Source organism: Pedobacter sp. Hv1 (assembly GCF_001412215.1).
Lineage (GTDB): Bacteria > Bacteroidota > Bacteroidia > Sphingobacteriales > Sphingobacteriaceae > Pedobacter.
In genome coordinates, this window is sequence record NZ_LLWP01000004.1 from 825,217 (window position 1) to 838,223 (window position 13,007).

At 36.5% G+C, this 13,007-nt stretch carries 10 protein-coding genes; 2 read left to right on the forward strand and 8 right to left on the reverse strand.

All coding sequences use genetic code 11. The features are described from left to right. Window positions 1-58: 58 nt before the first annotated feature. Together AQF98_RS11440 and AQF98_RS11445 are read right to left on the reverse strand one after the other, a co-directional pair. Window positions 59-1,900: a RagB/SusD family nutrient uptake outer membrane protein gene (locus AQF98_RS11440; RefSeq protein WP_055132061.1), complete on the reverse strand. Its 1,842-nt coding sequence runs from the start codon at window positions 1,898-1,900 to the stop codon at window positions 59-61. Window positions 1,901-1,920: 20 nt separating this feature from the next. Continuing rightward, window positions 1,921-5,151 (reverse strand): TonB-dependent receptor, encoded by a 3,231-nt coding sequence (locus AQF98_RS11445; RefSeq protein WP_055132062.1) that lies wholly within the window; start codon window positions 5,149-5,151, stop codon window positions 1,921-1,923. 232 nt (window positions 5,152-5,383) lie between these two features. Between AQF98_RS11445 and AQF98_RS11450 the strand changes: the two genes are divergently transcribed. Further along, window positions 5,384-6,400, forward strand: a complete 1,017-nt coding sequence (locus AQF98_RS11450) for a LacI family DNA-binding transcriptional regulator (RefSeq protein WP_055132063.1) — start codon at window positions 5,384-5,386, stop codon at window positions 6,398-6,400. Window positions 6,401-6,426: 26 nt separating this feature from the next. Here AQF98_RS11450 and AQF98_RS11455 read toward each other — a convergent pair whose 3' ends face one another. The 4 genes from AQF98_RS11455 to AQF98_RS11470 form a co-directional block, all read right to left on the reverse strand. Next, on the reverse strand, window positions 6,427-6,657 hold the full coding sequence (locus tag AQF98_RS11455; RefSeq protein ID WP_055132064.1) for a hypothetical protein: 231 nt from the start codon (window positions 6,655-6,657) through the stop codon (window positions 6,427-6,429). Window positions 6,658-6,782: 125 nt separating this feature from the next. Further along, window positions 6,783-7,211 carry a nuclear transport factor 2 family protein gene (locus AQF98_RS11460; RefSeq protein WP_055132124.1) on the reverse strand — a complete coding sequence of 143 codons (429 nt, stop codon included), beginning with the start codon at window positions 7,209-7,211 and terminating at the stop codon, window positions 6,783-6,785. Window positions 7,212-7,330: 119 nt separating this feature from the next. Beyond that, window positions 7,331-7,720, reverse strand: a complete 390-nt coding sequence (locus AQF98_RS11465) for a response regulator (protein ID WP_055132065.1) — start codon at window positions 7,718-7,720, stop codon at window positions 7,331-7,333. Between the two features lie 663 nt (window positions 7,721-8,383). Then, window positions 8,384-8,773, reverse strand: a complete 390-nt coding sequence (locus tag AQF98_RS11470; protein WP_055132066.1) for a response regulator — start codon at window positions 8,771-8,773, stop codon at window positions 8,384-8,386. A 581-nt stretch (window positions 8,774-9,354) separates the two neighbouring features. On the opposite strand from AQF98_RS11470, the gene AQF98_RS11475 reads away from it, so the two are divergent. After that, window positions 9,355-10,626, forward strand: a complete 1,272-nt coding sequence (locus AQF98_RS11475; RefSeq protein ID WP_055132067.1) for an Hsp70 family protein — start codon at window positions 9,355-9,357, stop codon at window positions 10,624-10,626. 45 nt (window positions 10,627-10,671) lie between these two features. Here the strand turns inward: AQF98_RS11475 and AQF98_RS11480 are convergent, their stop codons facing one another. Further along, window positions 10,672-11,742 (reverse strand): phytase, encoded by a 1,071-nt coding sequence (locus AQF98_RS11480; protein WP_055132125.1) that lies wholly within the window; start codon window positions 11,740-11,742, stop codon window positions 10,672-10,674. A gap of 4 nt (window positions 11,743-11,746) precedes the next feature. Next, a complete protein-coding gene (locus tag AQF98_RS11485) occupies window positions 11,747-13,006 on the reverse strand; it encodes a hypothetical protein (RefSeq protein ID WP_055132126.1) in 1,260 nt (419 codons plus the stop codon). Window position 13,007: the final 1 nt, after the last annotated feature.

Here is a 13,007-nt window from a genome sequence, read left to right on the forward strand (position 1 = left end):
CTTTGTGCTTGTGTTATGGATTATATTTTTAATTAACATACAATTGTTTTTTAGATAATTAATAACCAGCATTTTGAAGCATATTAGGATTCTCGTTCAATGCAGTTTTTGGATAAGGCAACAGCTCTTTTTTATTAGCCTCAAAATAAAATGCAAACCCAGTTGCAGTACTGGTTAACATGTTTTCTTCTGTCAGCGCTTTTCTCCAATTTTTAACGGTATAACCTGTTGGTGCGGTAGTAGAACCTAAACCTGGTGCAAATAACACAGTTGAAGGCACTCCACCAAACAGATCTAAGCTTGCTACTTCTACTACACTTGGCGTTAAGTTGTAGTTAGATTCTTTGGCATAAACATATAGAGGTACATTGGCATAAACACCCTCTCCATTAATCAGTTGACGAAGTTTAGCACGAGTTTCTGCGAATTTACTATCAATTAAATTCCATCTGATCAGATCGAATTTTCTAATGGCCTCGCCACCAAACTCTAATAATCTCTCTTTAACAATTGCGTTGAAGAAACCTGCTTTATCTGTAGGCGTAACCGGAATATCATTCTCGAAACCCGCATAAGCACGTTTTTGTACTTCTTGCAATGCACTTTTAGCAGTTGCCGATGGACCGTTGTTGATTTCGTTATCGGCCTCTGCATACATCAATAGAATATCTGCAAAACGCAATATTGGCCAATTCACCGCAAAGTTTTGCGATGATGATTTACCATCAAATGCTGTCCACGATTTTCTGAACTTTGCATCTGTAAAATTGTTTAAGGTATTGATCAGTTTTTTTGAAGTACCAGTAATCTCAAACACACCAATGGTTACATCTCTACGGCAATCTTTTGTGGCATCAAACTCATAGAAATAGGTAGGAATAGCATTCATACCACCACCACCAGTACCATAAGTAGAAGCTGCAGCAAAACGAATACCGTTGTAATAGCCTAATTTACTATCGGTAGAAGCATTACTTCCATAAGCAGCAACTTCTAGCATCAATTCGTGTGCATCGTCTACACGTATACCATGTAAAGTTTTAAAAACATTCTCGTATACCGGATTTAAAGAGTGTTGTGCACGGTTGTCCATAATTTCCTTACACTCGTCTAATGCTATTTTATAATAAGTTAAATAGTCTGCTCTTCTTTCCATTTGGCGTGTAGTGGTTCTTAAAGAATATCCTCCTCTAAATAAGGCAATTCTAGCTCTTAAGCCTTTAATTGCACCTTTTGTAAAGCGGAAACTGCCATAATCACCTGCAGCACTTCTCCATGGTACTAGGTCGGCTGCTGTTTTTAGATCAGCAATAATCTGCTCATAAGTTTGATCTCTATCTGCATTGGTTGGGAAAAGTGTTTCGGCAAATGCAGCAGGTACAAATCGTTGTGGTACATCGCCCCAGTTACGGATCAGTTCAAAATAGAACTGTGCCCTCAAAGCCAAAGCCTCACCATAATAACGTTTCATTAAGGCTTGGTCTGCTGCCGAACCACTGGTATATAATTTTGATGCTGGAATGTATTTGATACAGATATTTGCACGCTCAATACCTTGGTACAACTGTGCAAAAGGGTTGATCAAATCTGTATTGTCAGAACTTGCACCATACATACTAATTCCACGTCTGTCTGAAGAGGCATAACTCCCAGAAGTTTTGAAATCTTCAGCTGTTAGCCCAAACAGAGTAGATAAACGACTACCGTAACCATTGTCGCCAATTAATTTATTGTAAACACCAATTAAGGCAGAATTTGTATACGTAGTACTTTCAAAAACAGTTGCCTCCGTTGATGACGAGTTTGATTCGAAATCTAACACCTTTTTACAAGATGGGGTAATGATCATCGCTCCAATAGCTAACACTAAAAAAGCAGAATTTATGAGTTTATTTTTCATTTTTTTTAAAGCTAAAAGGATTAAAATATTAAGTTAATACCAGCCAATACATATCTGCTACGTGGATATGCTGCATAATCGATACCCGGGGTAAGTGGATTAGACCTCCGTGTATTTGCTTCTGGATCGTAACCAGTGTATTTGGTAAAGGTGTATAAGTTGTTTACTGTTCCGTATACCCTTAGTTTAGAAATAAATCCTGTTTTTTTAACCAAACTTTGTGGTAAGGTATAACCTAAAGTTACATTGCTGATGCGCAAGAATGAACCATCTTCAATAGCATAAGAAGTTAAGGCGTAATTACCAGTTGTAGGTGTCCATAAGGTAGTATTGGCATTCATTGCGGTTAACAAAGCAGGGTCTGTAACTTTTACACCATTTTCGTTAAAGTTTCTCCACCTGTCGTTCATGGTTGCCAAAAGGTTGTTGTCTTTTACGTTATACTGTGAAGTAAATTCTATTTTATTGGCATTGTAAACTTTATTGCCAACAGAGAAGTTCATGAATACACTTAAATCGAAATTTTTATAGGCAAATTGATTGCTAAATCCACCCGTAAATTTAGGCTGAGAAGTACCCAATACAGTTTTATCGTCATCACTAATCACCATGCTTGTACCATTTGATAGTTTTTTCACTTTCATATCGCCTGGTTGTGGCTCTCTGTTACCTAATAATACTCTACTGTTAGCGATACCTGGTTTAAGTGTGTAGGTATATACCCCTGTAGTTGTATTTTGCACAGATGTAAAATCGTCTACCGTATATCTTCCGTCTGATACGAAACCATAGAATTGACCTACCGGCTTACCAACCTCTACTTTAAAATCGGCTAAACTGTTAACCCAGCCAGATTGTGCCACATAAGATTGAACGTTGTTCTGTAATTCCAGAATTTTGTTCTTGTTAAACGAGAAGTTTAAACCAACATTGTAGGTAAAATCTTTCGTCCGCACTGCAAGACCATTTAACTGGATCTCAATTCCTTTATTTTGTGTTTTACCTACATTTTGTTGTTGGGTATTGTAACCGTTAATTGGAGGGATATTCGCATTTAATAATAAATCTTTGGTGCGGTTATCATATAAATCTAAAGCAATAGATACACGGCTTTTAAATAAGTCTACATCAAAACCTAAGTTACCAGATATGTTTTTTTCCCAGGTAATATTTGGATTGGCCAATACACTTCCTGCAATTAAACCGGTAGTAACCGAACCATCAGATGCGGCATAACCACCAGCTGTAGAGTTTGCAGAGAATAAAGTTCTATATAAATCTTGTCCAATTCTATTGTTACCTGCAATACCGTAACTGGCACGTACTTTAAAGTTGTTTAACCAATTCCAGTTTAGGTTTTTCATGAAATCTTCTTCAGAAGCACGCCAAGCAAATTGTGCTGAAGGGAAATTACCCCATCTTTGGCCTTTAGCGAAGAAAGAAGAACCATCTCTACGGAAGTTTAAGGTAGCCAAATATTTTCCTGCAAATGAATACGATGCCCTAGCGAAGAATGACAATTGGCGTGAGCCTCCAACCAATGAAGTAGGTTTATCTTGAATAGATCCTACTGGTGGTTCTGCTTTTTGAATACTTGCAAAAGCTTCATCGGCAGTAATATTCATCGGGAACCACTTAATGGTACTGCTATTAGATTTGATATCAAATTTGTTTAACTCTTGACCAACCAATAGATCTAAACTGTGTTGAGTACCTAAGTTTGGTTTGTAGTTAATGGTATTGGTATTGATTAATGTAGTGGCATTAGAATTATCTAAAGTAATGGCTGGTAAACCTGCGTTATTTCTAGCCAAACCACTTAACGGACCATTAAAGCCATTTGTTTTTCTATCATTAAAGTTCAAACCAACAGTAGATCTGAAACTTAAGTTCTTTAAAATTTGATAATTGAGATAACCACTAGTGATCAAATCGTTACGGTAATCGTACTTTAGTTCTTGGTGTGCTAAAGAGATTGGGTTAGACAATTGTGTAGTTAAAAAATCTGCATCAAATAAATCGCCAGACTCGCCACCACCAGAATAAGGTTGGTAACGTACCGAGTTTCTTAAACGGTTTGTGCCCTGAGAGCCTGTACTTGTAGTACCCACTCCTTCTACACGTTGTCTGCTGTAACGTACATTTACACCAGCCCTTAGTTTATCAGAAATTTTATGATCGAAACGGAATGAAGCAAAAGTACGGCGGAAACCAGATTCCAACATAATTCCATCTTCATTGGTATTGTTCAATGTAAAATTAAAAGTAGTTGTTTTGGTACCTCCAGATAAACTTAATACCTGTGTATTTGAAAAAGCTTGACGACCAAAAACGCGATCTTGCCAATCGATGTTTGGTACATTTTTATAAATATCTAAATCTTCCCAAGTACCATACCTTTTGGCGAATGTACTTTTTACTTCATCAGAAGTATTGTTATTGTAAAGCTCATACTGATACATTACATATTCGTACGGGTTCATTACCGGAAGTTCGTTTACAATTTGTCGCACACCGGCATAAGTATCAAAAGACACAATGGTTTTGCCGTCTTTACCGCTTTTGGTGGTAATGATTACTACCCCATTTGCTCCACGACTACCATAGATAGCGGTAGAAGCCACATCTTTTAAAACATCAATCGATTGAATTTCGTTTGGAGACAAAATGGATAATGCATTTTCAACCTGAATTCCATCTACTATATATAATGGTGAGTTATCACCAGTTAACGAGCTTCCACCCCTTACTCTAATTTGAATTTCAGCACCTGGACTACCTTCTGTGGTGGTAGCAGTTACCCCAGCAAGCCTTCCAGCCAATGCTTCAGCGGCTGTACCTACCGGAAAATCTACCAACTCTTTTGCACCAATAGAAGATACAGATCCTGTTAACGCTTCTTTACGCACAGTTCCATAACCAATGTTCACTACCACTTCGTTAAGGCTAGTTGAACTTTCTTCTAATGCAACATTGATTTGTTTTTTATCGCCTACTTCAACTTCTTTTTCATTAAAGCCAATAAACTTAAAAACGAGGGTTTGACTACCAGTAGTAGGGACAGCAATTGTATAAGCACCTTTATCATTTGTACTCACAGCAATCTTGGTGCCTTTGATCATTACAGCTACACCAGGCAGTATTTCGCCGTTAGATTTTTCGGTTACCGTACCCGTTACTTGTCTGGTTTGTGCCTTGGCTAAATTTATGCCCATAGCAAGCACACAAAAGAACAGTAAAAATTTTTTCATACATTAAGGTTATATTTTGGTTTTTTTGGTCAACCTCTGAAGTCTTCCATTAACAAGTCTACATTGTTTTTTTTATAAAATAATTCATATTAGGGTATAAATTTGTGCAATCGTTCCCGACAACGTTGCCGAAATAGCGTTAAAAAAGTTATCTTTAAGCCTGTCAAAAATTATCGTTATAATTAAAAGATTTTTTTCATTTCAAAAACTATCCAAACCATAGCTTTGAACCATGTTTGAGCCCGTTACCATAAAAGATATAGCCAAGGCCTTAGGCCTATCCACTTCTACTGTTTCAAGAGCATTAAGAGATACGCATGAAATTAGTGCTGCTACCAAAAAGATTGTTTTGGCCTATGCCAAAGAGATCGGATATCAGCCCAACCCTATTGCCCTCAGTTTAAAGGAACGCAGAAGTAAATCTATTGGTGTGGTAGTGAGCGAAGTAGCCAACAGTTTTTTCTCTCAAGCTATTAATGGAATTGAATCTATTGCTTATGACAGGGGTTATCACGTTATCATTTCGCAGACCCATGAGTCTTATGAGCGTGAAGTAGTCAACGTACAACATTTGGCCTCTAGATCTGTTGATGGTTTATTGGTTTCCCTATCTTCTCAAACTGAAGACATTTCACATCTCAGTTATTTACATGACAAAGGTTTGCCCATTGTATTTTTTGATCGTGTAGCAGACGAGATCAATACCCATAAAGTAATTGCCAATAATGAAAAGGGTGCATTTGAAGCAACTGATCATTTAATTAAATCTGGTTACAAACGAATTGCCCATTTAACCAGTTCCAGTTTTTTATCGATCAGCATCGAACGTTTATCTGGTTATGAGGCTGCTTTAATGGCTAATGGCTTAAGTGTTAACCCTGCTTACATTAAACATTGCCCACATGGTGGAATGCTGTATGAGGAAACAGAAAATGCAATTAAAGAATTATTGGCACTGCCCGAAAAACCTGATGCGATTTTTGTAGCTGGCGATCGTTTAAGTACAGGTTGTTTAAGTGTATTTAAAAACCTGAACATCTCTGTTCCAAAAGACATGGCTATTGCTGGTTTTAGCAATTCTGATGTTTTAGACCTATTTAATCCATCTTTAACTTCTGTACGTCAACCCGCATTTGAAATTGGCCAATTGGCTACGCAAATGTTATTGCAGCTCATAGAAGCCAAATATCCGGTTGAAGAATTTGAGAAAAAGGTATTAGATACTGATCTATTTGTTAGAAACAGTTAGTGATCACCAACTCAAAAAAATAAGTCTTAATTGATCTTAAAGCCAACAGCCAACTGTTGCAATTCTTCTTTAGAAATCAGTGTAGGATTATTGTACTGTTTTTCGAGCATAGACAAACCAACCTTAATATGTCCCGTGGTGGTATTGATCAAACATTCACCATTGTCTATGGTGCTTGAGATGTACTTCCCAATTTCGCGATTGATATCCGAAAATCTAAGTACTAATTCATGGAATATAAAAACTGGATAATTCATGGGTTAAAAGTAGTAGCCCAATGTTAAGCCAGTATTATCAAAATATTATTTTTGGTTAACATTAAGTTAACATTGCGTTTGATCTCTTTTATTATTGGTTCGTGTCGACACGAACCAATAATAACCTATGGCAGTTTATAAGCTTGCCTACCCAATAACTTCCAATCCTTGCCTTGTTTTTGCCAAACCAAAAGAATTCCTAAGTGTACCTCTCCTGGTTTTCCGCCATCATTTGTTTTGGCATCTAACTGATGACGAACCAATGCCGTTTTACCCGTAACCTTAATCGTTTGATTTTTAAAATCTATGGTTACAAAATCAGATTTCCCACTGGCAATAGATTCTACAAAGGCTGTTTTATCTTCTATTTTTCCACTCGAATGACCATAACTCAAGTCAGTAGCAGCAATATTTTCTAGCGCAACCCTTTCTCCGCTAATCATGGCTAACCTTAATTTTTCTACAGCTGCAGCAACGTCTTTCTCTACCATAGTTTGCGCTTTAACCACCAGACTGATACTTACCAATAAGATAAGGAAACTTATTTTTTTCATTTTTATACAGATTATAAGGCCAATATACATGTTAAGTCATTCAAAAAAATAGAAACCAAAAAAAAATCCCTCCAATAATGGAGAGATCTTTTTAAAACTAATGTAATTTTTAAACGAATTTATATGACTGGGTTTAACGAGTATTTATTTAAAGGTTTTGGAATTAAGGTAAGTACATTTGGATGCGATCGCATCTGCTCAATATCTGCCAATACATCTGATGCAGTTAAAACTACTATTCTGCAAGTATCTTTTAGTTCGTCGGCAAACTGATTGAATTTGTTTAAAAAGCCGATGCCATTCATTACTGGCATATCTAAGTCTAACAAAATTAGATTGGGCAATAGTTCTGGCGTATTTATATTTTCAACGAGGTAGCTTAATGCTTGAGCTGCACTTTCCATCAAGATGATTTCTTCTTCAGCATAACTTGTTTTCAAAACGCGTACGGTGATCATTTGATCAATTAGGTTATCGTCAACAACCATTATTCTATTTTTACGCTCCATTCGTTTTAGTTTTCTCTTAATTTCTAATCTTACCAATTACAGCTTTTACACACTTAATTATGCAAATTGCATCTATACCCCTTACTAATATTGAGTGACCATAAACAATAATAATAGGCCATAGATCTTATCTGTTGGTTACAAACAATGAGATGTAGCTTAAAATGACATTAAAAATCGACATAATCATACAAATCAAAAGCCAAATTTTAGGGCAGTAGAAAGAATGATATTACTGCAATAGGTAAATATCTCTAGTTTCCTTTTTATGCAGCCAATGCAGCAATCGTCAAAATTATACGCTGAATTTTCAAAAGAATTTAGTAGAATATTTTCCACATTTTAAGTGAAAACATTCTACAGTTTGGGCAATAAAATTCCCATAGCATATATTTATACTATTAAAATGATCAATTTTTAGACAAAAGGAACGACAAATAGCTTAATCGATTTGTTATAAAAAACCCAATATCAATTGCCATGTGGATATATAAGCAAAAACATGCTACAGTATGGGCAATAAACCCCCACAACATCTTTTGATATTGTAAAATGACTAAATTTCAATCAATAGCTTAAAATCTATCAAAAAACCAATAGCTAAATTACCTATTGATAATCAATAAATTAGCCATTAAAATAGAATATCAAAAAATGTGAATATTAAGCAAGCAACAACATGTGTATGAAATCTTTAAACTTATTAACGTTTAAAGGCTTTGACAAGAGATAGTCAATCCCTGTATCTCGTCTCAGCTCTTCTTCTCCAATGGCTGCAGTAGAAATTACAATAATAGGTGTGTCTTTTGAAATGGCCTTGATTCTTCTCGACGCTTCAAACCCATCCATTTCGGGCATATAAAGGTCCATGATGACTAAATCAATGCTCTCGTTCTTGAATTTTTTAATCGCATCTAGGCCGTTCACCGCAATGACCAGATCAAATGCATAAGGTTTAAGAATTTTTTCCATAACCATTACGCTCATCGGCTCATCCTCAACGATTAGTATTTTTTTCTTATCAGTGGATTTTTTAATAAAAGGTAGTTTCACTTATTTTTCTGTTTATGGTCGATGTAAATATAAATAATGGAAAACCTATTCGCAAAAATTACTTAAACCCAATTTGAGTATGCAATCGATAGCAAAACAAATATAAACAATATTACAGCCTCACGCCCATGTAAGTAACATCATTTATACGCTAGATGTTTTTATTTTTTATTTAGCTCCAGTTGCTCAAATTTTTCAAAAAATGAACAACATGGTCAATTTTTCAGTTAACAGTTCATCACAATAGGTAAAACCTTATTTTTAGGCCATGAGCTTAGAAATGATCAATCAACCTTAAAATATTAAGACAACATCACCATAGGTTTACATCATTTGGTAGTTCCATCTTTGCTTTATATGTTCTTTTTGTTCAATTCAAAACACCATGTCAATAAAGCACATAAACTTAGGTTTTTTAATTGACGATTAACAGCCTTTATTTATGCTACCCCAACTATTTAAGAGGTATTTTAGAGATCGTAAACTGATAAATTTGACGTTAAACCTATTTATATTAACTTTTTTTCATACTTTCGCCGCCCCCATTTAACAGCACCGATTAATTTTTAAGCCCTTTTGCCATGAATAAGTTTCTGTACGGAATAGATTTTGGAACAACCAATTCTGCCTTGTCCATTTATGATGAAGAAAAAAAAGAAATTGTAACCACCATCATCATTCCTTCACTAATTTATTTCCCATCTACCACCACAATCAACGAGGCCAAATATGTCATCGGCGAAAACGCCATCACATCTTACCTTAGCGATGGTATGAAAGGTCGTTTTATCAAATCGATTAAACAGATTCTCTCTAGAAGTAGTTTTACCGAAACCAGAATTCAAAATAAAAGGTACAATGCTTCTGATCTGGTTACGCTCATCCTTAAAGAGTTAAAGGAAAGAGCTGATCAAATTACGGGTTACGATTGTAAAAAAGCGGTAATTGGCCGACCTGTTTTTTTTGATGATGACAATACCTTGAAAGACACTTTAGCGCAAACCAGGCTAAACAAAGCTGCAGAAAATGCAGGTTTTACTGAGGTTCGTTTCCAATTTGAACCTATTGGTGCTGCATTTGCCTACGAAAAAACCATTCAACATAAAGAAAAAGTATTGGTAGCCGATTTAGGTGGTGGTACAACAGATTTTACCTATCTCATTCTCGATCCGGCTAAAGTGGGCAGCAAAGACAGGAAAAACGACATGATGGCTACCGGAGGTATCTACATTGGTGGCGACAGCTTCGATTCTGCTTTTATGTGGGAGAAAGGCACTCCTTATTTTGGCAAAAACACAGTTTACGAAGCCACACCGGGCAAACCATTGACTGTTCCGAAATCGCTTTTTGCCAACATCTGTTCTTGGGATAAGATGAATTTCTTTAATGGTTTACGTATTCAAAAAGATATTGAAGACTATTATTATTATTCTGGAAAAGATGTCCAATTTAAAAACCTCATTACCTTAATAGAAAATAACCTGGGATACTCTGTTTTCCAAGCGATAGAAAAAACAAAAATTGGGCTTTCTGACAAAGAGAAAGCTGCTTTTACCTATCGCAATATGGGCATAGCTATTAATGAAGAGATTAACCTTGACACCTACAATAGCATTATAAAAAAAGACATTGTAAGAATTAACGAATATTTGAATGAGTTTTTGACCAACAACAACATTGATCCTTTAAGTATCGATAGTTTGTTTTTAACTGGAGGTACGTCAATGGTTAGTGCAGTGCAAAACTTGTTTAAGACCAAGTTTCCACACTTAAAAATCAATTCGGGCGACAACTTTAAAAGTGTGGCCAAAGGCTTGGCTTACAGTGGTTATTTATTTGAAAACGAGCATTAAAACATCAAGAGCAAGTTTTTAGCTTGCTCTTGATGTGAATAGGTTTTATTTAACTTTCAATTCTTTTCCAGCAATATCTTCCCATCTGTAATAATGGAAAGTTTTGTTGTCACTCATCACTACAAAAAGACCGTGTTTAAAGGTATCATTTAAAGGTACGTTCACTACATCAGAACCATCGCTCTGTGTTGCAGTTACATTAACTACCTTTAGCAATTTGTGCTCAAAAGGATTTGCTTTGGTACCTTCTCTGCTAAAGATCTGGAAACGGTTGGCTCCTTGATCAGACACCTGAATGTATCCGGTTGTATCAGTTAGCTTGTAAATAGAAATTCCTTCATGATCGGCATTGAAACCTTTTGTACCAAATATGGCCAATTGTTGGTTCCCTTTTGTTGGGTCGGCATAGTATTGGCGCACCCCTGTTTGCTCATCAGAATAATAGATATAGCCCAATTCATTGTCTACCGCTATGGCTTCTATTTCTTTTTTACCACTGTACTCGCCAAACTTGCGCACCAATGTTGCTTTAACATTTCCTTTTCCATCGTCTGCTAACAAGTATTGCCATAAATAGCCACCTGTTTTAGGTCCATTTTTGCGACCCACTACAGCATACATTTTACCATCTTTGGCTGTGTAAATGGCAATCCCCATTAAATCGCGATAGCCTTCTCCAGCTTCTCCAACAAACATATCCAAACCACCATTATCTACAGGTTTCATATCAGGTAGAGAGAAAATACGCAGTTTGTGGGTCATTCTTTCGGTAGTAATGGCAATATCTGTAGGTTTGCCATTCAGCATTAAACCATAAGCCAGATCTACATTATTTGGTCTTTTTAAACCTTTTACCACTTTATCTTTTACAATTTTCCCATCCAGGTCAAATACATACAAGGCGCCATCGGCATCTTTATCCGTACCAATTACCAAGCTTTTGGCTGGATCAGCTTTATTGATCCAAATTGCAGGATCATCTGTATCATGCATTACTGCTTCTGTAACTATTGCCGGTTTAACTGCAGCAGCATCCACTGGTGCACCCGATTTACATCCATTGCCTAAAAAGAACAGCGCAATAGCTGCAAGGTTGATCATCTTCATTTTATTCATCGATTTATAATTTGGTACCATAAGCCCCTACAAATAAAGCAGGTTCTGGTGATACATAGGTTAGTCCGTTTGCCATAATCAATCCATTTTTATGGTGACGGGTAAATGTAGTTATTCCTTTATTTAATGCTGGTGAGTTCCCTTGCAAGTGAAAATCCCAAGCGGTATTGTATGATGGATTGTTTACTGGAGTATTGAGTGGATAGTTTACAAATTTAGGATCATTCTCTCCTGCTGTTTTGCCAATTACATCATTTACGCCAGCCACAATTTCGCTAGTTGGCTGAAACTGGTTAACCGTAACCTGATCGAAACCATAGTACCAGTTGTTGCTGTATTTAGAGCGGCTGTCTTCTGGTTTTTTGGTATCTCTTTTTATACCAAAACGGGTATTGGCAAAAAGATTGTTGTATAAATCGGCACGTACAGTAGCCTCTACCCATACTGAACCTCCTTTTGCTGTTGGTCTTCTCCAGCCTGTATTTACCATGGTATTGTTGTACACAATGATATAAGCTTGTGGGTTTCTATCACCACTGTTAGATAACTTTAAGGCATTGGTATTGGTGCTGTACACCAAATTATAAGCTACATCTGCTAAACAACCCGATTTAAAGTTCATGGCTTCGCCACCAGTTACCCCAGTGGTATAGAATACATTATTGGCAAAAATGATCTTTCCGCCTTCAATATAGGTACAGTCTTCTTGAAAGTTACGGATGATACTGTTCTGAACAATCAGTTTACCATTTACATTAGAAAACCACAATGCCGGCAAGTTTTCTCCGGCCACTGCTTTGTATAAACCTTGTTTTACCGAAGTAGAAGCATCTGAAGTGGTTGAACCTCCATATTCTATAATGGTATGGTCTAGCACCAATTCGGCACAGGTTGGTCCGGCTAATATACCGCCCCAAAGTTTGCCAAACTTTTTCTCGTCTGTTTTGTAGAAATCGTTTACCGTGAACTTGATCGGATTTTGGGCGGTACCCAAAGCATATAGATTTCCTTTCACAATAATTTCTGGTTTAGCAATGGTATCCATCAATACGGTTACACCCTCTTCAATGGTCAAAGTTTTTCCCTCTGGAATAACAATATCTCCTTTGATAACTTGCGTACTGCCTTTTGCCCATACCCCAGATACCTCTCCAATGGCCGATCCGTTAACAGGTGTAGTATCTACATCTATGTTCGCCTTTTCGCAAGCGCTAAAAAATAGGGCTGATAGTGAACATGCGACTAAAATTTGTTTGAATTTCATT

Coding starts and splice junctions, on each gene's coding strand:
- AQF98_RS11450 (WP_055132063.1), top strand. CDS start 5,384: ATGTTTGAGCCCGTTACCATAAAAGATATAGCCAAGGCCTTAGGCCTA.
- AQF98_RS11475 (WP_055132067.1), top strand. CDS start 9,355: ATGAATAAGTTTCTGTACGGAATAGATTTTGGAACAACCAATTCTGCC.
- AQF98_RS11445 (WP_055132062.1), bottom strand. CDS start 5,151: ATGAAAAAATTTTTACTGTTCTTTTGTGTGCTTGCTATGGGCATAAAT.
- AQF98_RS11455 (WP_055132064.1), bottom strand. CDS start 6,657: ATGAATTATCCAGTTTTTATATTCCATGAATTAGTACTTAGATTTTCG.
- AQF98_RS11460 (WP_055132124.1), bottom strand. CDS start 7,211: ATGAAAAAAATAAGTTTCCTTATCTTATTGGTAAGTATCAGTCTGGTG.
- AQF98_RS11480 (WP_055132125.1), bottom strand. CDS start 11,742: ATGAATAAAATGAAGATGATCAACCTTGCAGCTATTGCGCTGTTCTTT.
- AQF98_RS11465 (WP_055132065.1), bottom strand. CDS start 7,720: ATGGAGCGTAAAAATAGAATAATGGTTGTTGACGATAACCTAATTGAT.
- AQF98_RS11485 (WP_055132126.1), bottom strand. CDS start 13,006: ATGAAATTCAAACAAATTTTAGTCGCATGTTCACTATCAGCCCTATTT.
- AQF98_RS11440 (WP_055132061.1), bottom strand. CDS start 1,900: ATGAAAAATAAACTCATAAATTCTGCTTTTTTAGTGTTAGCTATTGGA.